The organism is Streptomyces sp. NPDC002896 (genome assembly GCF_040295225.1).
Taxonomy (GTDB): Bacteria; Actinomycetota; Actinomycetes; order Streptomycetales; family Streptomycetaceae; genus Streptomyces.
Genome location: NZ_JBEOVA010000013.1, coordinates 65,141 through 88,745 on the forward strand (window position 1 = coordinate 65,141; position 23,605 = coordinate 88,745).

Annotated in this window: 22 protein-coding genes and 1 pseudogene; 17 read left to right on the forward strand and 6 right to left on the reverse strand. The window is 68.9% G+C overall.

Going from position 1 to position 23,605, the window contains the following annotated elements:
- Nucleotides 1–47 precede the first annotated feature (47 nt).
- Nucleotides 48–863 carry an SDR family NAD(P)-dependent oxidoreductase gene (locus ABT009_RS24905; RefSeq protein WP_351298940.1) on the forward strand — a complete coding sequence of 272 codons (816 nt, stop codon included), beginning with the start codon at nt 48–50 and terminating at the stop codon, nt 861–863.
- Between the two features lie 13 nt (nt 864–876).
- On the forward strand, nt 877–1,980 hold the full coding sequence (locus tag ABT009_RS24910) for an ABC transporter substrate-binding protein (RefSeq protein WP_351298943.1): 1,104 nt from the start codon (nt 877–879) through the stop codon (nt 1,978–1,980).
- Nucleotides 1,981–2,138: 158 nt separating this feature from the next.
- Here ABT009_RS24910 and ABT009_RS24915 read toward each other — a convergent pair whose 3' ends face one another.
- From ABT009_RS24915 to ABT009_RS24925, 3 genes and pseudogenes are all read right to left on the reverse strand, one after another.
- Complete coding sequence (locus tag ABT009_RS24915; RefSeq protein ID WP_351298945.1) at nt 2,139–2,549, reverse strand: cupin domain-containing protein; 411 nt, start codon at nt 2,547–2,549, stop codon at nt 2,139–2,141.
- A 135-nt stretch (nt 2,550–2,684) separates the two neighbouring features.
- Nucleotides 2,685–3,101, reverse strand: coding sequence for a nuclear transport factor 2 family protein (locus ABT009_RS24920; RefSeq protein ID WP_351298948.1), 417 nt, complete (start codon nt 3,099–3,101; stop codon nt 2,685–2,687).
- A 55-nt stretch (nt 3,102–3,156) separates the two neighbouring features.
- Nucleotides 3,157–3,355, reverse strand: a pseudogene (locus tag ABT009_RS24925) (LLM class flavin-dependent oxidoreductase); the annotation flags it as partial.
- Between the two features lie 418 nt (nt 3,356–3,773).
- Between ABT009_RS24925 and ABT009_RS24930 the strand changes: the two are divergent.
- The 4 genes from ABT009_RS24930 (at nt 3,774) to ABT009_RS24945 (ending at nt 7,608) form a co-directional block, all read left to right on the forward strand.
- Nucleotides 3,774–4,331, forward strand: a complete 558-nt coding sequence (locus ABT009_RS24930) for a flavin reductase family protein (RefSeq protein ID WP_502989951.1) — start codon at nt 3,774–3,776, stop codon at nt 4,329–4,331.
- Between the two features lie 137 nt (nt 4,332–4,468).
- Complete coding sequence (locus ABT009_RS24935; RefSeq protein WP_351298951.1) at nt 4,469–5,473, forward strand: NAD-dependent epimerase/dehydratase family protein; 1,005 nt, start codon at nt 4,469–4,471, stop codon at nt 5,471–5,473.
- A complete protein-coding gene (locus ABT009_RS24940) occupies nt 5,470–5,943 on the forward strand; it encodes a nuclear transport factor 2 family protein (protein ID WP_351298954.1) in 474 nt (157 codons plus the stop codon). The genes ABT009_RS24935 and ABT009_RS24940 overlap by 4 nt, the downstream gene beginning before the upstream one ends.
- A 162-nt stretch (nt 5,944–6,105) precedes the next feature.
- Nucleotides 6,106–7,608 (forward strand): class I adenylate-forming enzyme family protein, encoded by a 1,503-nt coding sequence (locus tag ABT009_RS24945; RefSeq protein ID WP_351298957.1) that lies wholly within the window; start codon nt 6,106–6,108, stop codon nt 7,606–7,608.
- 629 nt (nt 7,609–8,237) lie between these two features.
- Here the strand turns inward: ABT009_RS24945 and ABT009_RS24950 are convergent.
- Nucleotides 8,238–9,524 carry an acyl-CoA dehydrogenase family protein gene (locus tag ABT009_RS24950; protein ID WP_351298960.1) on the reverse strand — a complete coding sequence of 429 codons (1,287 nt, stop codon included), beginning with the start codon at nt 9,522–9,524 and terminating at the stop codon, nt 8,238–8,240.
- A 276-nt stretch (nt 9,525–9,800) separates the two neighbouring features.
- Between ABT009_RS24950 and ABT009_RS24955 the strand changes: the two genes are divergently transcribed.
- Genes ABT009_RS24955 through ABT009_RS24965 form a run of 3 tightly spaced genes read left to right on the forward strand, consistent with a single transcriptional unit; the run spans nt 9,801 to nt 12,267 of the window.
- A complete protein-coding gene (locus tag ABT009_RS24955; RefSeq protein ID WP_351298963.1) occupies nt 9,801–11,042 on the forward strand; it encodes a MaoC family dehydratase in 1,242 nt (413 codons plus the stop codon).
- Entirely contained in the window at nt 11,042–11,182 is a 141-nt protein-coding gene (locus tag ABT009_RS24960; RefSeq protein WP_351299356.1) for a hypothetical protein, read from the forward strand. The genes ABT009_RS24955 and ABT009_RS24960 overlap by 1 nt, the downstream gene beginning before the upstream one ends.
- Complete coding sequence (locus ABT009_RS24965; RefSeq protein ID WP_351298966.1) at nt 11,179–12,267, forward strand: acyl-CoA dehydrogenase family protein; 1,089 nt, start codon at nt 11,179–11,181, stop codon at nt 12,265–12,267. Before ABT009_RS24960 ends, ABT009_RS24965 begins: the two co-directional genes overlap by 4 nt.
- A gap of 131 nt (nt 12,268–12,398) precedes the next feature.
- Here the strand turns inward: ABT009_RS24965 and ABT009_RS24970 are convergent, their stop codons facing one another.
- The gene (locus tag ABT009_RS24970) at nt 12,399–13,187 is read right to left on the reverse strand and encodes a FadR/GntR family transcriptional regulator (protein WP_351298969.1); all 789 of its coding nucleotides are present in this window, start codon (nt 13,185–13,187) and stop codon (nt 12,399–12,401) included.
- Between the two features lie 150 nt (nt 13,188–13,337).
- Nucleotides 13,338–13,958: a TetR family transcriptional regulator gene (locus tag ABT009_RS24975; RefSeq protein WP_351298972.1), complete on the reverse strand. Its 621-nt coding sequence runs from the start codon at nt 13,956–13,958 to the stop codon at nt 13,338–13,340.
- A 364-nt stretch (nt 13,959–14,322) separates the two neighbouring features.
- Here ABT009_RS24975 and ABT009_RS24980 point away from each other — a divergent pair, with 364 nt between their 5' ends.
- From ABT009_RS24980 to ABT009_RS25015, 8 genes are all read left to right on the forward strand, one after another.
- Entirely contained in the window at nt 14,323–15,189 is an 867-nt protein-coding gene (locus tag ABT009_RS24980; RefSeq protein ID WP_351298975.1) for an amidohydrolase family protein, read from the forward strand.
- A gap of 46 nt (nt 15,190–15,235) precedes the next feature.
- Entirely contained in the window at nt 15,236–17,527 is a 2,292-nt protein-coding gene (locus ABT009_RS24985; protein ID WP_351298978.1) for an acyl-CoA dehydrogenase family protein, read from the forward strand.
- A 46-nt stretch (nt 17,528–17,573) separates the two neighbouring features.
- Nucleotides 17,574–18,869, forward strand: coding sequence for an amidohydrolase family protein (locus ABT009_RS24990; RefSeq protein ID WP_351298981.1), 1,296 nt, complete (start codon nt 17,574–17,576; stop codon nt 18,867–18,869).
- Nucleotides 18,870–18,913: 44 nt separating this feature from the next.
- A complete protein-coding gene (locus tag ABT009_RS24995; protein WP_351298984.1) occupies nt 18,914–19,240 on the forward strand; it encodes a hypothetical protein in 327 nt (108 codons plus the stop codon).
- A gap of 157 nt (nt 19,241–19,397) precedes the next feature.
- Nucleotides 19,398–20,225: an SDR family oxidoreductase gene (locus ABT009_RS25000; RefSeq protein ID WP_351298987.1), complete on the forward strand. Its 828-nt coding sequence runs from the start codon at nt 19,398–19,400 to the stop codon at nt 20,223–20,225.
- Nucleotides 20,225–21,088 carry a crotonase/enoyl-CoA hydratase family protein gene (locus tag ABT009_RS25005; protein ID WP_351298990.1) on the forward strand — a complete coding sequence of 288 codons (864 nt, stop codon included), beginning with the start codon at nt 20,225–20,227 and terminating at the stop codon, nt 21,086–21,088. Before ABT009_RS25000 ends, ABT009_RS25005 begins: the two co-directional genes overlap by 1 nt.
- Before the next feature lie 119 nt (nt 21,089–21,207).
- A complete protein-coding gene (locus ABT009_RS25010; protein WP_351299345.1) occupies nt 21,208–21,975 on the forward strand; it encodes a GntR family transcriptional regulator in 768 nt (255 codons plus the stop codon).
- Between the two features lie 500 nt (nt 21,976–22,475).
- A complete protein-coding gene (locus tag ABT009_RS25015; RefSeq protein WP_351298993.1) occupies nt 22,476–23,534 on the forward strand; it encodes an MBL fold metallo-hydrolase in 1,059 nt (352 codons plus the stop codon).
- Nucleotides 23,535–23,605: the final 71 nt, after the last annotated feature.

Genomic DNA, 23,605 nt, shown 5'->3' on the forward strand with positions numbered 1-23,605 from the left:
AATCCCCAGCAGTCAAGAAGCCCGAGTGTTGAGACGGAGGACGTGACATGACGAACCTGCATGGCCGAGTCGCGCTGGTCACCGGTGCGGGTCAGCCCGACGGTATCGGACAGGGCATTGTGAAGGCCCTGCTGCGCTCCGGCGCCGACGGCGTGGTGTTCACCGACATCGACACGGAGATGGGCGAAGAGTCGCTGAAGATCGCGGCGAGCGAGTTCGGCGTCGACCGTCTGCTGTTCCTACGTCAGGAAGTCTCGTCCGAGGCGGATTGGGAACAGACCCACGCCGCAGTGTTCGACCGGTTCGGCGGCCTCGACATCCTCGTCAACAACGCCGGCGCCAGCTTCGGTGGGTCACTCGCGACCCTCTCCCTGGAGGACGTGCGCAGGGGCATGAGCGTGAACTTCGAGAGCCAGTTCATCGGTATCAAGACGTGCATGGGCTCACTGATCGAGCGGGCGGACCGGTGGCCCGGCGGCACAGCGATCATCAACAACTCGTCCGTCGGCGCCTACCTCGCCGACCCGACCAACCTCACGTACAACGTCTCCAAGGCCGCGGTACGCATGCTGTCCATGTGTGCGGCCCGAGAACTCGGCGGCAAGAACGTCCGGGTCAACTCCATTCATTTCGGCACCATCGACACGCCCCTGCTCCGCGCGTCCTTCGAGCGGCGGGTCGACATGGGCCAGTATCCGGATACAGACGCCGCCCGCCAGGCCATGGAGCGAAACGCCCCGCTGAAGAGGATGGGAACGCCTGAGGACGCCGGCGCCCTCGCCGCGTTCCTGGCTTCCGACGAGGCCCGCTATCTGACCGGCGCCGCATACATCTGCGACGGCGGACTCACCACCCAGTACTGAAAGGGCCAGCATCATGGCATCGATCGAGGAGCGCTGGCTGGGGCTGGCGCCGATCAAGGTCGGCTGGCTCGGCATGGAGTGGGCGCGTTTCGAGCGCGAGATCCGGATGGCCTTCGAGGAGGGCGTCGAACGCGGAGTCCTCGACCGTCCCTACGAGTTCGTCATGGAGGACGAGGCCGGATTGCCCCAGGGCTCGGCCAAGAGCGGCGTCGACGCGTTCCACCGGCTCGTCGACGAAGGCTGCCTGGCGGTGGTGGGAGCAAACTACACCGACTCGGCCATGGTCCTGGCCGAGCACGCCAACGCCCGTCGGGTGCCGTTGATCAGCATGTGCGGAACCGACGCCTTCCACGGGGAGTACTGCTTCCGGCTCGGAAACGGCGACGTCGGCGGCGACCCGGCCCTGATGGTCAACTGGTTGAAACGCAACGGCCACCGCAGCGCGGCAGTGGTGAGCCCCTGGTCGCCGATCGCGGAGGAGTACTTCCGGTTCTTCCGGCAGGAGTGCCGCCGACTGGGAGTGTCGATCGCGGCCATGGAGTCGGTGAGCGCCGCCACCACCGCCGATCAGCTGGCCGAAAAGCTCGCGGCCCTGCGATCCGCCGACGCCGACGCTCTGGTCTGGCTCGGATACGGCGGCCTTGTCGTCTCAGGAGCGGTACGGCAGGCCCTGGAGAAGCTCGCCTGGGACCCTCCCCGGATCATGACCACCGCCTTTATGCAGTACATCTGGGGATTCGAACAGCTGGAAGGCTGGGTGGGGATCGACCAGTGGTGCCCCGACAATCCGCGCATGCACACCTTCCGCGACCGCTTCGTCTCCCGCTACGGGGAGGATCCCTGGATGTGGCCCAACGCCATCCCGGGCCTTGCCTACGACATGGCCGCGGTCGTGGTGGAGGCCCTGCACCGGGCCCCCGTCCTGACCGGGCCCGGAGTGAAGGAGGGTCTGGAGCGGATCCGCTTCATGCCCGCCGTCACCGGCGGCCCCCACACCCATATCGCCGGAGGGCCCTACGACCACCAGCTGTTCAAGGGTGACTGGCTGCACTACGGCCGTGTCCGCAACGGCAAGCTGGAGTTCGCCGGCCTCTACGAGCCCACGGACGATTACTGACGGCCGGGCAGTCGGCCCTTTGCGGCGATCCGTCGATGACGCAGTCGACTTGGACCGCCGTGACGGACCGCCCCTCCCGGCCGCCGACGGAGAGAACCGACGACAGCCAGGCGGGCGTCATCTCGGGCGGCGTTGGCCGGCAGATGCCTCATCATCCGTCAGCTGCTGCCGTCCGTGTGTCCGTCCCAGCCTTTGGCCATGGTCTCCTCGAAGTGGTTCATCAGGGTTTGCAGGGCGGCGGCGGGGTTGAACTCCAGTACCTCGCTGGCCTCCTCGTAGATGAGGCTGTGGCCTGCGGGGAAGAAGTAAGCCTCGCCGGCGCTGGCGACCTCGTCCGGCCAGTCGGAGCCCGGGTAGACGCAGCGCACCCGGCCCTTGAGGACGTAGGCGTAGTGCGGGCACTGGCACACGTCGCCCGGCAGGCCCTTGTAACCAGAGGTGCAGTCGATGGGGCCGTCGACCACGGTCCAGCCGACTTCCATGTCGCCCCACTGCACCGAGCGGAAGCCGGTGTGAGGCCAGCGGCCGCCCCCGTTCTGCGGTATCTCCTGCGGCTTGATGACGGGCAAGGGAGCCTCCTTGAGGAGTGGTGGATGAGGTTCGTCCGCGAAGGTCGAAGTCGACACGGAACCGGTCGACTGGTCGACTCGGAGCTGCACGAGCCGGGCGAACCGGTCAGGAGACGGGCGACTCGGCGGTGCCGGTCAGCCGGCGGTCGGGTGTGTTTGGTCAACCCACAGGCGGGTGAGTCGCAAGGAGACGATGCGCCAGGCGCCGTCGTCCCCCTTGGCGTACGTCTCGTGGTAATGGCCGTAGCCGTGGAGGGTGGCGCCGTTCGGGTACCAGACGTGGTCCTCCATGGCCCACACCCCGGTGGCCCGGTCGGGGGCCGTGAGCGTGATCTCCGGGGTGTGCCCGTGATGGCAGGTCCGGACGCCGGCCAGGATCGGCTGGAGCGCGGTCAAGTAGGCGTCTCGCTCGTCGAAGACGAACGGCGGCTCGTGCTCGACCTCGATGTGCAGGTCCGGTGCGAACACATCCCGAAAGGCGCCCCAGTCCTGGGTGTCGAGCAGCCTGAAGTAGCGTGCCTTGAGTTGCCGGATGGCTTCGAGATCGTCCATCGCCTACTTCCCTGTCTGCAGGTCGCCGTCGACCCGGGCGGCGCCCGGTGCCGAGCCGGCAGCGGGTGGTGCGGGGCACTGGGTCGGTGTCGATGACGGTTCGCCGATGAGCCGGACGGTGTTCGAGGCGTCCTCGAGGGCAGGCCGATGGGCAGGGACAGGCCCAGTTGGTCGGCGCCGGCACGCTCCCAGCGCTTGCACTGCTCGACCACCTCGGAGGGATCGCCGCACACGAGTGCGCCCTCGGCGATGAGCGCTCTCGGCGACCAGAGCCGGGTGGTTGACCGGGGCGAGCGGGTTGAAGATGGCGGAGCCGATGTGGATGCGCGTGCCTCGTTGAGGAGTGCGTGGTGCTCGGCGAGCGGATCGCCCTCGGCCCGCATCTTGGGAACGTACCCCTGCACGAACAGTCCGAAGTCCATGCTGCCTTGCCCTCCTGACGGTCCGAGGAGTGCCATCCGGTCGCGGCACCTCTGCCGGTTCTCCCGTTCGCCTTCGCGCCGACCTCAACTGCCGTCGCCCGGTAGAGCTAGTATTGCTATCCTTTAAAAGATGGCAATACTACGGGCAGGGTTCCATGGAGACGATTCGCTGGAAAACGAGGAAGGCGGAAAGGGCGATGGGTGAAGATCAGGCGCGGTGGGCGAGGTGTTCGGCAGCGGTCGATGGAGAATGCGCGGACACGGGACGGCGTGGGGCAAGGGAGCGGTGACGGCTGTGTCGCCGCGTACGGCAGCGCAGCCCAGCCTCGCACCGGTCGTCGACTCTGCAGAGTTTCGTCGGGTCTTGGGGCACTTCTGCAGCGGCGTCACGGTCATCACGTCGATCGATGACGGCGCTCCCGTCGGCTTCGCCTGCCAGTCCTTCCAGTCGCTGTCCCTGGAGCCGGCACTGGTCGCCTTCTCCGTGGGGCGTACGTCCACGACTTGGCCGCGTATCCAGGCATCCGGCCGATTCTGCGTGAACGTACTCGGCGCCGAGCAGGAGCAGCTGTGCCGCGACTTCGCCGTCAGCGGGGGCGACAAGTTCAAAGGCGTCGGCTGGCGGCCCAGTCCCTCCGGGATGCCTCTCGTGGACGGCTCGCTCGCATGGATCGACTGTGTCATCGACGTCGTGTACGAGGGCGGAGACCACCAGATCGTCGTCGGTCGCGTGGAGGACCTCGACGCTCCGCGCGAAGGCCGACCCTTGCTGTTCTTTCGCGGTGGCTTCGGCGGCTTCCGCACCTGAGGTCGGTCTCATGGCCCACGAGGCTGCGCCACCGTGGCCGTCGGTGCAGCTGTCACCCGCAATCGTGACAAAGATCGCCCATAAGGCTTCTATGATGCCGGGCGCAGCGCCCGGCAGACGCTGAGGAGGGGCTCGTCGTGGCCACTGTGTTCATCACTGGTGGGACCGGTCTGATCGGCGCCAACATCTGCCGTCGCCTGCGGGAGCGCGGCGACGAGGTACGCGCCCTGGTCCGCCCGGGCAGCGCGTACGAGCCGTTGCGTGAACTGGGCGTGGTCCCTGTGGAAGGCGACATCACTAGCGGCGAGGAGGTTCTGGCCGCCGCAAAGGACGCCGAGTTCACCGTCCACTCCGCAGCCGTCCTCGGCGGTGCCTCCCAGGACCTGGAGGAACACGCCCGCGTCAACACCCTCGGTCTGCGGCACGTACTCGACGCGGCGGCCGCGGTCGGCTGCCGTCGCACTGTCGCGCTCGGCACCACCACCTATTTCGACTACACCACCGCACCTCTGACCGAGGACTCACCGCTGCTCGACGATCCGCCGAGCGACCCGTACACCGTCTCCAAGCGCGCAGCGTTCGTCGAGTTGATGCGTCGCGCCCGCGACGGCCAGGACGCCTGTGTGGTCATTCCCGGCGGCACCTTCGGGCCGTCGCCGGTATCCGGCCGAGCCATGCAGGCGCCCAGCTACAACCTGCGCATCAAGCTGGCGCTCGAGCGGGCCATCGCGGCGACCGTGTACTTCCCGATCCCGTGGTCGTACGCAGACGACGTGGCCGCAGTGACCGTCGCCGCCCTTGACCGCGGGATCGCAGGCGAGAAGTACCTGGCGTTCGCTTCCCCCGACGACGTATGCAGCACAGCGCAGTTCCTCAACCGCGCCTGCGAACTGGCGGGCTCCGACCACCGCGTCGTCGACCTCACTGCCAAGGAACTGGACGCCGACCCGCAGTTGCAGCGTGCCAACGGCCCCAGCCTGGTGGCCCTGGCCCACCGCCGGTTCCCCGAGCCCTACTACACCGACACGCTCACCCGAGCCCGGCTCGGCCACACCCCGCTGCGCCTCGAGGAGGGCCTGCGCCGCACCCTGGCCTGGCTTGAGGACACCGGCGCGCTCGAGTCCGGGGGAGCGCCGCGATGACCTACCGCCGGAGTCGGCTGGCAGCCGATCACACGGAGCTGCTCTGGGCAGAACGGTGCGTCCGCAGGCTGCCGATGCTGTACGCGCGGGGCGTCGACCGGCGCGACTGGCAGCTGGTCCGCTCCTGCTTCGCGGACGGCGCCTTTGTGGCCGGAACCCGTGATGCCCTGCCCGTGGACGAGTACCTGGCGCGACTGCGCCCGGGAGTCGAGTGCTTCCCCGTGACCATGCACTTCATGGGCAACCAGCTCGCCGACGTCGACGAGGGCTGCCGGTCCGGACAAGTCGAGACGTACGCGGTTGCCTACCACTTCCAGGGTGATACGGCCGGAGCCGATCATCCTGACAACCTCGTGGTGGGCGTCCGCTACCACGACGAGGTGGTGTGCACGGAGCAGGGCTGGCGGATCATACGCCGCTCGGTGTCGGGGGACTGGCGGAACGGGCCGTACCCGGGGCGTGGCACATGACAGACAGCGCACCGATGGACATCGCCCAGCCGATGCACCTGCCCGCCTCAGACTGACGACGGGGGCCTCTAGGCCACCGACGACGCGGCCACCGACGACGCTCTCGGTTCGACCTGCCACTGGTCCGAGACCGGTACCTGCTCGACATCTGGAGAACTGCCTGTGAACATCGCGATGCTGCTGGACATGGCCACCGACGGATTCGGGCACCGGACTGCACTACGGTCCGCCGAGCCTGACGGCCTGACACTCGACTACGCCCGGCTGCGGTCCACCGCCGCCGCTGTCGCCGCCGACCTGCGGGCTGCCGCGCCGGGCGCAGCACTGGCCTACCTGGGTCCCACCCACCCTGCCGCGCCGGTGGCGCTCTTCGGCGCAGCCTATGCAGGCACCGTGTACGCCCCGCTCAACCACCGCCTGCCTGCGGCCTCGCTGTCCGCGCTCATCGCCCGCACCCTGCCCGCCCGGGCCGTGGCCCGCACCCAGGATCTCGCCACTGCGACCGAAGCCGGGGCGCACCCGGTCACCCCGCTGGACGACTGGCTGGCCGGCCTGCTCGCCGCCCCCGGCGTCCCCGACGGTCCCCTCGAACCCCAGGCCCCGGCGATCCTGCTGTTCACCAGCGGCACCTCCGCGCAGCCCAAGGCGATCAAGCTGAGCCACGACAACCTGATCGCCTACATCCTCGGCACAGTCGAGTTCGGCAGCGCGGGCGAGGACGAGGGGCTGCTGCTCGCCGTCCCGCCCTTCCATATCGCCGGAGTCTCCGCCGTTCTGAGCTCGGTGTACTGCGGCCGCACCATCGTCACCCTCCCGGCTTTCACCGCCGAGGCGTGGCTGGCTGCCGCCCGGCGCCACGCGATCACCCATGCGTTCCTGGTGCCCACCATGCTGGCCCGCATCGTCGAGGCGATGGAAGCCGACCCGTCCCTGCGGGTCCCGACCCTCGGCCACCTCGCTTACGGGGGAGCCCGTATGCCTTTACCTGTGCTGGAGCGCGCCCTGGAGCTGTTCCCCGACGCAGGCTTCGTCAACGCCTACGGGTTGACCGAGACCAGCTCCACTATCGCGGTGCTCGGCCCCGACGACCACCGCGCGGCACACCAGGGGGACGCGGCTGCCCGGGCCCGCCTGGGGTCGGTGGGCCGCCCTGTTCCCGGCATCGAGGTACGCATCCAGGATGAGACAGGCGCCGAGGTCAAGCCGGGGATGCGCGGCGAGCTGCTGTTGCGCGGGCCGCAGGTCGCCGCGGCCGGCTCCGGCGCCGCCACCGACGCCGACGGTTGGTTTGCCACCGGCGACCTGGCCACCCTCGACGACGCCGGCTACCTGTTCGTGCATGGACGTGGTGACGACACCATCATCCGCGGCGGCGAGAACATCGGCCCGGGCGAGATCGAGGACACCCTGCTGCGCCACCCGGCCGTGGCTGCCGTCTGCGTCGTGGGCCTGCCCGACCCGGAGTGGGGCGAGCGGATCGCAGCCGCCGTCGTGCTGCACCCCGGCGAGGCCGCACGCGACAGCGACCTGGCCGAATGGCTGCGCGGGCGGTTGGGTTCGCTGAAGACACCTCAACGGTTGCACCTGGTCGCCGAGTTGCCGATGACCCCCACCGGGAAGATCATCCGGCGTCAGGTCAAGGCCGACCTCGCCGAGCGTGAATGATCACCGGGCTGTCACTCTCGGAACATCGTCGGCAGGGGCGCCGACGACGACCCCGGACGGCACCTCCACTCCGTCGCGGTGTCGCTGGTGTATGGCAATCCGGGGCAGGGGAGTTACGGCGCGAGGGCGGCATCGCGGCTTTGACGGGCGCTGCCGCGCAGGAGCTGGGGCGTTACGGGATGAGGGCCAACGCGGTGGCGCGGGCGGCGCTGACCCGGATGGCCGAGGATCTGCCGCGGTGGAGCGGGGAGCTTGCGGAGGACCGGTTCGGTTCGAGCCGCGTGCGCCGGAGAACATCGCCACGCTGGTGGTGTACACACCGGGCCCGGCATGCCAGCCCTCGGCTCGAAGCCGGTCTGTGCAGCACGCTGGTTGGTGCGCTACAGCGAATGAGGGCGGTCTGGGGCCCCGCGGCGCGAGGGGAGCGTGGGGCCCCAGACCGCCCTCGGAGTTCCGAACAGAATGGGCGACCGGCCCGCGCGCCTAGCCGATGGCCGGGCGTGAGTTCGGAGGCAGGGGAGGATTCGGGGAGCCGGCCGTGGACACGCGGCACGCGGCCGGCGCCCGGGGTTCGCCTTGGATGCCGCGTGGACAGGGTCGCCACGTCGCGACCCTGTCCACGCGGCTGCTTATCCGCGGGGCAGTTCCCGCCACGGCCGGCCGCGCCAGGGGTCGGGCTCCTTGGGCATACCGAGGACGCGCTCGGCGATGAGGTTGCGGTTGATCTCGCTGGTGCCGCCCTCGATAGTGTTGGCCCGGCTGCGCAGGAGGCCGCGGATCTCGTCGGGCATGCCGGACGCGTAGTCGTCCAGATCGCCCTCCCAGGCCAGAGCGTCAGGGCCGAGCAGTTTGACGGCCATCTCCTGGATGCGCTGGTTGAGCTCGGAGCCGTGCACCTTGTTGATGGAACTGGCCGGACCGATCGGGCGGCCGACGGCGGCGCTGTCGCGGATGCGCTCGTTGGTCCAGCGGCGGATCTGCTCCTCGCCCCACAGCCGGACGACCTCGCGGCGTACCTCGGGTTCGTCCCAGCCGCCCGGCAGTCCGTCGGCCGAGCGCTTGCGCGCCAGGCCGACGAGGCGCTCGGCGCTGCCGCCACCGATCCGGTCCACGCCGCCGGAGCCCGCGCCCGACACCATCTGGCGCTCTCCGCCCAGGGTGGCCTGTGCGACCTTCCAGCCGGCGCCGCAGTCTCCGACCCGCTGGGCGTCCGGGACGACGGCGTCGTCGATGAAGACCTGGAAGAACTCAACGGCTCCGCCCATGTGGCGCAGCGGGCGCACCCGAATGCCGGGCTGGTGCATGTCGATGAGGAAGTAGGTGAGGCCCTGGTGCTTGGGGGCGTCGGGGTCGGTGCGGGCGAGCAGGACGGCGTAGTCGGCGCGGTCGGCCCAAGTGGTCCACACTTTCTGCCCATTGATGATCCAGTTGGCGCCGTCGCGTTCGGCCCGGGTGGACAGAGACGCCAGGTCGCTGCCCGAGCCGGGCTCGCTGAACAACTGGCACCAGATCTCCTCGGCGCGGGTGATCGGCGGCAGGAAGCGCCGGCGCTGCTCGAGGGTGCCGTGGGCGAACAGGGCGGCCGCGGTGAGGCTGAGGCCGAGCGGGTTAAGTCGGGGCAGGTGGTAGGTGCGCAGCGCATGCTCGGCGGCGCGGGCGGCCGGCACGCTCCAGCCCCGGCCGCCGTATTCCGTGGGCCAGGTGGGGGCGACCAGGCCGGAGGCACCGAAGACCGGATACCAGGCGCGGTACTCCTCGGGGGTGCGTACGGTGCGCACCTCGGCGGGGCCACCGCGCTCTGCTGCCTCCCGCCAGGAGGGCGGCACGTTGGCCGTCACCCAGGCCCGTACCTCGGCCGCAGCTCGCTCTGCTGTGATCTTGGGCTCCGGTGATTCTTCGTCAGAATCCGCTGCCACGACGGACCTCCAATGCGTTCCACAGGAATATTTGCGGGGTGCCTGGGCGGATGGTGGAGCGGCGCGCACGCTCGTCTCGCCGGGTTTCGGGGCCGCGGACTCCAGTTGGTTGGCGGGAGGACATCGTGGCCGGGCCGAGTCTCAAGGCTTCGGCGGCGTCGATCCTGCGTTGCCGTGACCCGGGCGGTCGAAGACCGGCCACCCGACCTCATTGCAAACACTCACTTGCGGCCCCTCCATAGATATAAGGATAGCAAAGATAATAGAATGGCGGCCATGGTAGCTGGCCTGATCACTGACGAGGGTGTGGCGGCACTGCGCGCCCGTATCGGTATCCCCCATCCCAATCCCGTTCCCCCGCACTACCGTCGGCCGGGCGAGGACGCGTTCCGCAACGTCGCCCGCTGCTACGGGGACGACAACCCCCTATGGAGCGAACCGGACTACGCGGCCAAGAGCAGGTGGGGCGGCCTGATCGCACCGCCGCCGCTGGTCGGCGGTGACAGCCTGATCGGTACCGACGTACTGTCAGGGACCGAGCGTGAGGCCGCGAAGGCGCTCAAAGGCGACCCGCTGCGGGGTGTGCACGCCTTCTACGCCGCCGCCGAGCGCGACTGGTGGGCCCCGCTGACTCCCGGTCACTCCCTCAGCCGGCGCAACGCCCTGGTCGCCGTACACGACAAGCCCAGCCAGTTCGGCGGCCGGGCCGTGTACGAGTGGGAGGCGCAACTCTTCCGTACCGACGACGGCGTGCTGGTGGGTGGCCAGTACCGCTGCATGGTGCGCACCGAGCGCGAGAAGGCCCGTAAACGCAAGAAGGAGAGCGTCCAGGCCCAGACGTGGGGCCCGGAGGAGATCGCGGAGATCGACGCTGCCGGAGAGGCGCACACCCGCCGAGGCGCTGAGCCACGCTGGTTCGAGGATCTCTCCGTCGGCGACTCCACCGGGACGATGATCAAGGGCCCACTGACCGTCACCGACATGATCTGCTGGCACGTCGGCATGGGCATGGGTATCTACGGCGTCGCCGCCCTCGACCTCGCGCGGGCCAATCGCAGGCGCATACCGCGCTTCTACGAGCCCGACGCGCTCGGCATCCCCGACGTCATGCAGCGCGTTCACTGGGACCCGGCCTACGCCCACAAGGCCGGGCTGCCGACCACTTACGACTACGGCCGGATGCGGGAGACCTGGCTGATCCACCTGCTCACCGACTGGATGGGCGACGATGCCTGGCTGCGGTGGCTGCGCGTGGAGTTCCGCAAGTTCAACTACGTCGGCGACGCGCAGTACCTCTCCGGTACCGTCACCCGGCTGCACCGCGACGAGGGCGGCCGCCCGGCCGCCGACCTCGACCTGACGGCCGTCAACCAGCGCGGCGAGACCACCACCACCGGCAAGGCCACCGTGCTGCTGCCCAGCCGCGAGCACGGCCCGGTACGGCTGCCCGATCAGCCCGGCACGAGCCTGGAGGAGGCCATGGACGCCGCGGTCACCGTCTTCTCCGGGCGAGACTGATGCCCCGCCCCCTCGACGGCATCACCGTCGTCGCTTTGGAACAGGCAGTGGTCGGCCCGTTCGCCACCCGGCAGCTCGCCGAACTCGGGCTGACAGCCCAGGAGATCGCCACCGCGCGCGAGAAGGGAGCCGTCCGATGACCGACAGTACCGACGACTTCGGCAAGGCCATCACCGCCGCCCTGGCCGACCTGTGCCCGATGACCGAGGTCCGCCGGCTGATGACCGATCCGCTGGGCCACAACCCCGCCGTCTGGCGACGGCTGGCTCGCGAGATCGGCATCCCGGGCCTGGCCGTGCCCGAGGAGTACGGAGGAAGCGGCGGCGCCCTGGAGGACCTGGCCGTCGTCTTCGAGGCCGCCGGCTCCGCCCTCGCCTGTCTGCCCCTGTTCGCCACCTGCGCCCTGGCCGCGCCGCTGCTCGTCGCCGTCGCCGATGAGGAGGCCAAGAAGCACTGGTTGCCCCGGCTCAGCTCCGGGGAGAACACCGCGACGGTCGCGTTCGCCGCATTTCGCGGCGCCGCCGGAACAGCTCCGCGGGCCGTTCGTGACGACGACGGCTGGCGGCTGACAGGCACCTACCCTCACGTCGTGGACGGCGCCGGCGCCGACCTGCTGCTGGCCATCGCCGACACCGACGCCGGACCCGGAGTCTTCGTCTTGGAGGGCGAAGGGACCCGCCGCACTCCGCTCGCCGGCCTCGATCTCACCCGGCGGCTCGCCCGCGTCACCGCTGACCGTGCCCGCGCTACTCCTGTCGCCGAACCGGGTGAGCAGGCGAGGCCGAGTCTGGAGGCCGCATGGGACGCGGCCACCGCCCTGCTGACGGCGGAGCAGGTCGGTGGCGCTCAGCACTGCCTGGACATGACCGCCGAGCACGCCCGGACCCGCATCCAGTTCGCCCGCCCGATCGGCAGCTTCCAGGCGGTCAAACAGCGCCTGGCCGACATGCTCATCAAGGTTGAACTGGCCCGTTCCGCCGCCGGCCAGGCCGTGCGCGCGGCGTCCGGTGGGGATGTGCGCGAGCGCGCGCTCGCGGTGAGCGTGGCCAAGAGCTTCTGCTCCGACGCCTACGCCCAGGTGACCGGCGCCACCATCCAACTGCACGGCGGCCTCGGCTTCACCTGGGAGCACGACGCCCACCTTTACTACAAGCGCGCCCTGTCGAGCCGGGAGATCCTGGGCACTCCCGCCCTGCACGACGATCGCGTCGCGGAACTGCTGTAGGTTCCGCAGATCACGTGCATCACGTGGCTCCTGCCGGTCAAACGCGTCACGCAGCTTGTCTGTGAGTGCAAAGGTATGTTCGGTCGCACCCGTAATCGATTAGCCACGAACGAGCAAACCGTGACGTCCTCTCAGGCCACGGGCTGGGAGCCGCCCACTGCACTGGCTTTGATCAGCTGGGCGGTCCCAGAGGCCAGGGTGCTCGCCCGGGTGGCCGCGAGATGGGTCGAGGCCAGCGTCATGGCCCGGCTCGTGTTGCCCGCCTCGATGGCCGTGATCAGCTTCTCGTGGTCGCGGATCGCGGCCCTGCGCGTGGCGGCGGACATGGGGGAGCCGGCGTCTGCCTCGCGCCCCGCCACCGCACCCCAGACGGCGGACTCGTGCGAGGACCAGATGGACTCGAGCGAACCGATGAGCACGATCATCGTGTCGTTGCCGCAGAGCGAGACCAACTCCTCATGGAACCGGCGGGCGAGCGGCGAGTACTGACCGGGGTCGTCGAATGCGGCCTTCTGCGCTTCCACAGCGGCGCGCAGAGCCGGCAGCACAGCGGTCTCGCGGTCATCTCGGGCCGCACACATGGCCGCGCACACCGGCTCCAACTGAAGCAGTGCGCCGCTGACGTCGCTCAGAGACGTGTTGCGGGTCTGCAGCACCATGCTGACCATGTAGGCGATGCGGTCGGCGGTGGGCTGGTGCACCACCGCACCGCCCACATTCCCTCGTCTCACCGAGATCAGGCCCTCGGTCTCCAGGATGCGCATGGCCTCGCGCACCGCCGGCAGGCTGACCTTGAATTCCGCGTACAGGTCCTCCTGCCGCGGAATGCTGTCACCTTCCTTGAGCCGTCCCGTGAGGATGTCCTCACGCAGCTTGGCCGCCACCATCTCGGCCAACCGGGGCTGGCGCAGCTGTCGCATCTCGTCTCCTGTTCCGTCGAGCTCTTCCGCTCGCGGCCTGGTTAGCCAATGATTTCTATCTTAGCTGTGATATCTGGGTAGGCCGAAATCTGCAGAAGAACCCGACGGACCTGGGAGGAGGGGGGCAGGACCCAACTCAGGCGCCCGGTCTCATCGGACTTCCTGCCCGGCGGAACCGCCGCCTCGCAGCGCACCCGACCCGAGGACCAGCCGGGTCACCGACTCCAGGTTGGTCTGCACGTCACCGATGGTGCGCCGCCCGGTGGTCCACTCCTGCAGGCCGGTACTGAGCACCGCATTGATGGCCACCCGCGCGGGTAGGGCGATCTCCTCGGGAACGCCCTCCATCAACTCCACAAGCACCTCATCCTGGGAACTCGCCACCGTGGCCAGCGCCTCGCTCGCGAAAGGGTCGGACGACCCTTGGACCAACACGACCAGCCGGGCGAAATTCGGATGGCGCTGGAACGAGCGCACCTCACGGCGGAAGAAGGACAGCACACGGTCCAATGCCCCTACCTCGCGACGGGCTCGCGAGCGCTGGCGCGCCAACTCCGCGTGGACCCGGTCGGTCAGGCGACGGTGCCAGTCCGCCCAGGCCGCCGCCAACATGTGGTCCTTGGAGGCGAAGTAACGGTAGGCGGTGCCGAGCGCCACCCCCGAACGCTCCGCCACATTCCGCATCTGGACGTTCTCCGGCCCGATCTCGTCGACGAGCGAGATCACCGCGTCGGTCAACAGTTGGCGCCTGGCGATCTGGCGCGGCGTCATGCTCTCCACAGGCAGAGGCAGCGTCTCAGGTTTGGGCACGGCCTAATCCTATCTGAAAGCTCGTTCTAGGTCGTTCTGCTACTCGGCTGCTGTGCTGGGTGAGTCCGTAGCCTCTACCATCCTCGACCGTACTGACACTCTGACCTGCTCATATAGCGATGTCCTGGCCGCATCGCAGGCCAAGGATGCCGCACCAAGGTCTTGACATCTTTGAAACGCGGTTTCAATATCGGGCTCACATGGCCGTGCCCGGACAGACGGCCGCGGTGACACGGGTCGGAGTCGACGGCTGCCCGTCTGATCCCGACGCCCGCACGCGCAGCCGATCGCCTGTCGGGCGCCGAACACAACCAGCGGAGTTGTCATGACCTTCCCGCACGGCCAGCCGATCATCGACACGATGATGGGGTTCCCCACCGTCGGCTTCGAGCAGTACGACTTCATCCGCAAGCAGACCAAAGACCGGCAATCCCAGCAGGAGTTCCAGTTTCCTGCGGAGTACATGTTCAAGCACGTGCCGAAGGAGCTGCCCACCGAGGACCCGGTCAGCGTCACGCTGCACGAGATGGACCGCTGGAGCATCGAGAAAGCGCTCATCGGCGTCACCGGGGAAAGTGCGCAGCTGGCCCTGAAACGCCACCCCGACCGGTTCATCCCCTCCGGCAACGTGGACGATCCGAACCAGGTAGTCGAGACGGTCCGGCAGATCAAGCGCGACTACGAGGAATACGGCATCCGGGCCGTCGGCGCCTTCCCTGCCGGCACCTTCCCGCAGGTCGCGATCAACGACAAGAAGATGTACCCGGTGTACGCGACCTGCGTGGAGCTGGGTATCCCGATCTTCTGCTGCGCCGGCGTACCCGGCCCTCGGTTGAAGTTCGAACCGCAGCGGGTGGAGTACATCGACGAGGTGATGTACGACTTCCCCGACTTGGTGTTCGTCACTCGCCACGGCTGTGAGCCGTGGGAGGAGCTCGCGGTCAAGCTGCTGCTGAAGTGGCCGAACCTGTACTACTCCACTTCGGCCTTCGCACCGAAGTACTACCCGCAGAAGGTCATCGATTTCGCCAACACCCGCGGCGCGGACAAGATCATCTACGCGGGCTATTTCCCCATGGGCCTGTCCCTGGAACGGATCATGACCGACATGCCCAACGTGCCGTTCCGCGACGAGGTCTGGCCCAAGTTCCTCTACGAGAACGCAGCCCGCGTCCTCAAACTTGACCGCTGATGCGGACGGAAGCGCACCAGACGGGCAGCGGTCACGAGGAGGCGACATGTCGATAGCACTGAACCAGGAACAGGCCGCGCTGGCGGAGTCGGTCGCGGGGTTCGCCTCGCGCCACGCCCCCAGGTCGCGCACCCGCACGGCGGTGGACCTGGCGGCCGGGCCGGCAGACCGTGATACAGCGAGCGGCGACTCGGATGCCGTCCGAGGGGCGCGGCAGCACGAGGACAGCCTGTGGGCGGCCCTGGTGGAGCAGGGATTCGCCACCGTGCACCTGCCGGAGAACGCGGGCGGAGGCGGTGGCGGCGTGGGGGACCTGGCCGTCGTCGTGGAGGAGGCCGCGCGGGGCCTGACCCCGGGGGCGTTATTGCCGACCGCCATCGCGAGCGCGATTCTTGCCCGTTCCTGTCCACTCACCCGATCCGACGCCACATCAAGTGATGAGTCACCAGGCAACCGCGGCGCAGCGGTCCCCGCGCTGAGGGACCGGTTCGGGGTCGGGGCGCGTGGCGCCGTCGCCCTGTCCCCGGACGGAATGGTGGCCGCCCGGGTCCCCGGCGGCTACCGGGTCAACGGCACGTCCGTGCCGGTGCTGGGCGGGGCGCGCGCCGACGTCGTACTGCTCATGGCCCGGCACGAGTACGGCCAAGTGGTCTTCGCCGTGGACCTCGCCACCGCCGACGGCCTGGCCGTCGAGCCACTCCCGGCGGTGGACCTCACCCGCGATCTCGCCCGCTTCACCGCGACCGACGTCGTCGTCCCCGCTGCCGGCATAGTGCCCGTGGACCCGTCCACCGTCCGGTCGATGGCTGCCGCCCTGTGTGCCGCCGAGGCGGTCGGCCTCGCTCGCTGGTGCGTGGAGACGGGGCTGGAGTACGTGAAGGTGCGCGAGCAGTTCGGGCGCCCGGTCGGGTCGTACCAGGCGATCAAGCACAAGTGCGCCCGGCTCTTCATCCGTCTGGAGACGATGGCCGCTGCCGCCTGGGACGCCGCTCGGGCGGCGGAGGCCGACGGGCCTGACGCCGAGGAGCAGTTCGCCTTGGCCGCCGCGGAGGCCGCGGTGGTCTGCCTGCCCGGCGCGAACGACCTCGCACTGGACACCATCACCCTGCTCGGCGGGATCGGCTACACCTGGGAGCACGACGTCCACTTCTTCTGGCGCCGCGCCATGACGATGGAGAGCCTGCTCGGTCCCGTGAGCCGCTGGCAGCGGCGGCTGGGGCGGCTCGCCCGCACCGCCGGCCGCTCGTTCGACGTCGCCCTGACCCACGACGACGCCGCGTTCCGCGCGCGGATCGCTGCGCAGCTCGAGGAGGTCGCGACGCTGCCCGAGGAGCAACGCCGGCCACGACTGTCGACGCTGGGCCTGGTGCTGCCGCACTACCCGGCCCCGTACGGCATCGACGCAAGCCCGGCACAGCAGATCGTCATCGCCCAGGAGTACGCCAAGGCGGGAGTCGAACAGCCGAAGACCATCATCGGAGAATGGGTTCTGCCGACGATCCTCGCCCATGGCACGGACGAGCAGAAGCAGTTCTTCGTGCCGGCCACATTGCGCGGGGACATCACCTGGTGCCAGCTGTTCAGCGAGCCGGGCGCGGGTTCGGACCTGGCCTCGCTGTCCACCCGGGCGGAGAAGACCGACGGCGGCTGGCGGCTGAACGGCCAGAAGGTGTGGACGTCCAGTGCGGCCGAGGCGCACTGGGGCATCTGCCTGGCCCGCACCGACCCGGCCGCGCCGAAGCACAAGGGGATCTCCTGCTTCCTGGTCGACATGCACGCCCCCGGTCTGGAAGTCCGGCCGCTGCGGGAGGCCAACGGGGGTTACCTGTTCAACGAGGTTTTCCTCACCGACGTGTTCGTCCCGGACGACCGGCTGGTCGGCGCGGTCAACGAGGGCTGGGCCATGGCACGCACCACGCTTGGCAACGAGCGCGTGAGTATGGGCGGGATGATCGGCACCGGCGCCGATCCTGTGGCCATGTCCACCTCGCCGCAGGTCATGGCAGACGCGGCCGAGGTGGAGCGCTCCCTCGGGGAGCTGATGGCAGAACGCTACGCACTGTCGGCGCTGGGCCTGCGCGCCACGCTGCGGCAACTCTCCGGGCTGCGGCCCGGCGCGGAGGCCAGCGTGCTCAAGGTCGCTGTCGGCTGGCACCACCAGCACGTTTCCGCCGAGGTCATGCGCTGGCACGGCCCGTACGCCGCCGCGGCGACCGGACCCGGCGGCGCCGCCACGCACGGCTATCTGTCGGTGCCTCCGCAGCTCATCGGCGGCGGCACGGCTGAAATCCAGCTCAACGTGATCGCCGAACGGATCCTTGGCCTGCCCCGCGGCTGATCTGCACGGGCCCCCACAGCTGTGCTCCGCAGCGCTGGTCGCCCCGATGAGCGCGACCGGCCCGCAACCGGAGGGCTTCTACGAACGCACCATCCCCTACGCCATCCACGGAGGATTCATGACCACATTCCGGCCCGAGGACCGCTACACGGTGATCTCCTCGGACACCCATGCCGGCGGCAGCCACGCCATGTACCGGGAGTACCTCGACCGGCAGTGGCACGAGGAGTTCGACGCCTGGCGTGGCAAGTACAAGAACCCTTTCAGCGACCTCGGCGACGCCCGGCGCTACCGCAATTGGGACGACGAGATGCGCAACTCCCAGCAGGACTCCGACGGGGTCGTCGGGGAGGTCATCTTCCCCAACACCGTTCCGCCGTTCTTCCCCAGCTTCGTCCTGTTTGCCCGGCCCCCGAAGGCGGACGAGTACCCGCGCCGCCTGGCCGGCATTCGGGCCCACAACCGCTGGCTGGCGGACTTCTGCAACCGTGCACCCGAGCGCCGGGCCGGCATCGGGCAGATCTTCCTAAACGACATCGACGACGCCATCGCCGACGTCCGCTGGATCAAGGAGCACAACCTGCGCGGCGGAGTCCTGCTGCCGACCATCCCCCCGGACGTGGACTGGATCAAGCCGCTCAACCATCCCGACTACGACCGCCTGTGGGCGGTGTGCGAGGAGCTGGAGGTGCCGGTCAACGTGCACGGCGGCACCGGCGCTCCCGCCTACGCGCCCCACCCCTCCTCGGCGCTGATCATGCTCTCCGAGGTCGCCCACTACTCCCGCAGGCCGCTACTGTTCCTCATGCTGTCCGGGGTCTTCGAGCGCTTCCCGCGCCTGAAGCTCGTGATGACCGAGCAGGGCAGCGCCTGGCTGCCTCCTCTGCTGAACCAGCTGGACGGCATCCTGAAGTCGGTGCGGGACAACGGCGCCGTCGGGGAACTGCGGTTCAAGCCGGAGCATGTCCTGCCGAAGTCGGCCACCGAGTACTTCCGGCAGAACGTCTGGCTCGGCGTCAGCTTCCCCAAGGTCGCCGACGTCCGAGCCGCACGCGAGGTCCTCGGTGTGGACAAGTTCATGTGGGGCAGCGACTATCCCCACGACGAGGGAACCTACCCCTACACCACCCTCGCCCTGCGCCAGGTCTTCCACGACTGGCCCGAGGCCGACGTGCGCAAGGTCCTGGCCGAGAACGCCGCCCAGGTGTACGGCTTCGACCTGGACGCACTGGGTCCGCGCGCCGCCGAACTGGGGCCCACCGTGGCTGAGGTCGTGCGCCCGCTGACCGAACTGCCCGACAACCCCAACGAGGCACTCCTCGCCAACGCCCCCGCAGCGTAGCCGCGGCGAAACGGATCAGTTGACACAGCGTCAAGGAGTTGGTCATGAGCGATGAAGCCGTCGGTCTACGCGCCGGTATGCGGCTCAAGAGTCAGGTGTGCACCACCCAAGTCATCGTCGTCCGGGCGGGGAACAAGCCCGTGGTTTTGTGGTGCGGCGGCGTCCGCATGCTCGAGCTCGGCGCATCCGGTCGGGGAGAAATGACGCCCGTCCCGGAACAGATGCGGGGCTCGTTGCTCGGCAAGCGCTACACCCACCCGGACGACGACAGCGTCGAGATACTCGTGACCATGGGAGGTGAAGGCTCTATGTCGGACGGCGAGCAGGACCTCGTCCTCAAGGCCGCCAAGCCACTCCCCGCCAGCGACTGAGTCACCGGACCAACGAGCGGTCCGTGAAGGCCCGACGAGGGGTTACACGGGCCACATGCGTAATATAAATTATGCGACTGTCTTTCCGTGTCGAGCCCCTCCGCCCGGCACCGAGGATCGGACGTGGCCTCCCTCTGGACCCTCAAGGAGCCGCAACATGGGCCATCAGACGCTGCAAGGTCGCACGATCGTGATGTCGGGCGGCAGCCGGGGTATCGGAGCAGCGATCCTCGTGGCTGCCGCCCGGCAGGGGGCGAACGCCGTCCTGCTGGCCAAGACTGACCGGCCCGACCCGCGGCTGCCGGGCACGGTGCACACTGCGGTCGCCGAGATCGAAGAGGCCGGCGGCAAAGCCGTCGCCGTCGTCGGCGACGTGCGCAAGGAGAAGGACGTGCAGCGGGCGGTCGACGCAGCCGTGGACCGATTCGGCGGAATCGACATCTGCGTCAACAATGCCAGCGCCATCAGCCAAACCGGCACCGAGGAGCTGTCACTCAGGCGCTACGACCTGATGCAGGACGTCAACGCGCGCGGCACGTTCGCACTCACCCGGGCATGCCTGCCGCACCTGCGACGGTCCGATCACGCGCATGTGCTCACACTCTCGCCACCGATCAATCTCGCACCCCACTGGCTGGGCCGCTTCCCGGCCTACACGCTGTCGAAGTACGGGATGACCTTGCTGACGCTCGGCTGGGCTGCCGAGTTCGCGGAAGCGGGCATCGCCGCGAACTGCCTCTGGCCCCAGACCCGGATCGCGACCGCGGTGGTCGTCAACCTGCTGGGCGGCCAGGGGGCAGCCGCTCGCTCACGGAGCCCGCAGATCATGGCCGACGCCGCGATCGAGGTGCTCTCGACCGCGCCGTCGGCGCGGAGCGGCCGTACTCTGATCGACGCCGAAGTGCTCGCCGAGAGCGGGGTCACGGATCTGAGTCGGTACGGGGGTGGCGACCACCCCACCATCGACCTCTACGTGGACCCGTGATGGGGCGGGAGTACCGGCATGTCAGGTACGAGGTGGTCGACGGCGTGTTGACGCTCACGTTGCACCGCCCGGAGCGGCTCAACGCGTACACCCCACTGATGGGGCAGGAGTTGCTCGACGCCTTCGACCGGGCCGATGCCGACGACGATGTGCGCGTAGTCGTCCTCACCGGGTCGGGCAAGGCATTCTGCGCAGGCGCCGACCTCGCCGAAGGTGGGCCATCGCGGTTTGACTACCCTGACGGCACGAACCATCGCGACTTCGGCGGAAAGATCGCGATGCGGATCTTCGCGTCGTTGAAGCCGACGATCTCCGCCGTGAACGGCGCGGCGGTAGGCTTCGGCGCGACGGTTCTGCTCCCCACCGACGTCCGGCTTGCTTCGAGCCGGGCGCGGTTCGGGTACACCTTCGGGCGGATCGGGCTCGTTCCCGAGGCGGCGTCGAGCTGGTTCCTGCCGCGCGTTGTCGGCATCAGCCGCGCGATGGAGTGGGCTGTCACGGGGCGGGTGTTCGGTGCCGCGGAGGCGCTCGAGGCCGGGTTGATCCGCTCGGTGCACGAACCGGAGGAGCTGCTGCCGGCCGCATGTGCGCTGGCCCGGGAGATGGCGGACGCGACCGCCCCGGTCGCTGTGGCGCTGACCCGGCAGATGTTGTGGCGGATGCTGGGAGCCAGTGACCCGATGCGGGCTCACGAGCTCGATTCCAGGGCGATGTACGAACGCGGGCGGTCGGAGGACGTCAAGGAAGGCATCACCGCCTTCCTGGAGAAACGGCCTGCACGTTTCCCCGGCCGGGTCAGTACGGACATGCCCTCGTTCTACCCGTGGTGGACGGAGCGGCCGTTCAAGCCACTGCCACCGTGAGCGCGCCGCCACACACCCAGCGATGCCAGGCAAGGCGGCCGTGCCATCGACCGCATGGCGGCCGAGTCGGCTCGGCCAGGCGGCGCGTGTGGATTCCTGTGCTGCGTGAGCTGCGACGAATGATATATTTTACTAAGCCCGGGATTTGCCCGGATCCACACGAGGCCCAGGAGGTCGTGATCGCTACTCGGTCGGTCGCACAGCACGGCCCCAGATTCGATATCGGCGACTCCGGTGGACTGTCACGCCCCACGAGTGCCCAGCAGGTTGCTGAGCACATCCGGCGTATGATCTTCAACAACGAGCTCCGCGCCGGGGAACGGGTCCCCCAGGATGACATCGCTGCCGCCTTGAGAGTGAGCAGGGTGCCGGTCCGCGAGGCTGTCATCGCCCTCGACCGCGAGGGGTGGGTGACAACGGAAGCCCACCGTGGGGCGTTTGTCAACGGTCTGGATGAGAACACCGTCCTGGACCACTACGAGTTCCTCGGCATGCTCTACGGATTTGCCGCTCGGCGTGCCGCCGAGCGCGGAACTCCGGTCGGAGTGAAGGCTCTGACAGAACTGAACCGCGCGTTCCAGGCTACCGACAACCCGGATGAGCTCTGGGAGATCAACCTCGAATTCAACCGTCAGTTGCTCGTCATGGCGCGGTCGCGGCGGATCGCCGCGATGTCACGCGTCATGGCCATCAGCATCGTGTCGGGAAAGTACTTCGAAGAGGTTGCCGGAGCCGTTCGGATTCACAAGAAGGGCCTGCGGGCGGTGCTGCGTGCCATCAAAGCCGGCGACGGGCTGACGGCGGAAGCGGAGTACGCCGAGATACTGCGGACCGAAGCGGTGAGTGTCGTGTCGCTCCTGAAGTCCCGGGGGCTTCTGGCGGCCTGATTGACTTTCCCGGACCAGCTCCCTTTGACTACATGCATATTGTATATCCGAGGTGGGCTCGAACCTCGTGTGACCCGAAGGGACAGGACACCCGCACCCAGGTGGCCGACAACGTCCGTATGACTACTCCTCGCGGATCTGTTCGCTGAGGTCGTGAGTAGCGCCGGGATCAGACCAGCCGTTTGTGCGCGGAGTCACACCTGCAGGCAACGTGCCTGTAGCTACAGTGGTTTTCTCGGTCGGCACCGAGCGCTGCTGTTCCAGACACGGGAACGGGGTTACGGATGAACTCGATTGACGATGCCTCGGCATCGAATCGGGAGTGACGGGTCGCCCGTGCACGGCCAGGGCTCCTCGGCTCGTGCGCGGGCCGTTGGTGAGACCTGCGGGCGCCTGGCACCTGCAGCGCCCACCGGGCCGCCAGAGTGCTGTGGTCAACCATAGTCATTTCACTATCCGCGGCCCGTGAACCAGCCGCAGTCACGTCCGAGGAGGACGTCATGACGAGCCCCGCCCCGCACGTGCCCGATTCAGGGGGCACCGCTCCCACCGGGCACCCGAACCGGCCGCTGCCGCCGGTCAGCCAGGTGCGTCCCGGAGTGTGGAGCATCCCCGTGCCGCTCCCCAACACCTCGCTGCGCTACGTCTTGGTGTACGTCTTCGAAACCGACGCCGGACCGTACCTCGTCGATGCGGGCTGGGACACCGACGAGGCGTACGACGCCCTTGCGTCGGGGCTGGCCGGCATCGGCACCCGTATGCAGGACGTCCAGGGAGTCCTGGTCACGCACATCCACCCCGATCACTACGGGCTCGCAGGGCGTGTCCGTGAGGCGTCCGGCGCATGGATCTCCCTCCACCCCGCCGACGCGGCCGTCATTCCCGTGTTGGAGAAAGCCGACCCGGATCCGCTCGGCCTTGCCATGCTCCGCCGCGCCGGGGCGCCGCAGGATGTACTCGACCGTCAGCACCGGCGGCTGCGTGCTCTGGATCCGCGGCGCGACATGCCGAAGCCCGATGTGCTGTTGGAGGACGGTGACCGGCCTGCCGTGCCCGGGTGGGAGCTGTCCGCGATCTGGACCCCGGGTCACTCCCCAGGTCACCTGTGCTTCTGGGAGCCCCGCCACCGCCTGATGCTCACCGGCGACCATGTACTGCCACGGATCACGCCCAACGTGCCCCCGCCCCGCGATGAGGGGGCCGACACGCTCGGGGACTTCCTCCGCTCGCTCGACCGTCTCAACGGGTGGGGTGCGTCCGAGGCGTTGCCCGCCCACGAGCGGCGGTTCACGGACCTCGAGGGTCGGCTCGCCGATCTGCGGCGCCATCACGACCAGCGCTTCGAGGAGGTCCTGGCGGCGTTGGAGGCCGGGGCGGAGGTCGCCTGGGACGTGGCCGCGCACATGCACTGGTCGCGCCCCTGGGGAGGGATGGAAGGCTTCACGCAGCAGGCTGCCGTGGGCGAGGCCTTTGCCCATCTGCGCGCTCTGGCACGGCGCGGGCTGGTACACGAAGAACCAGGCGAAACCGTGCGATGGCGGATCGCCGAGCGGTCCTGACCGCCGCGGCCGGCCCTCGGTCGCCGGCGTGGCCAGTCGACCGCAGGCCTCTGCCCGAGCCCATTCCGCCA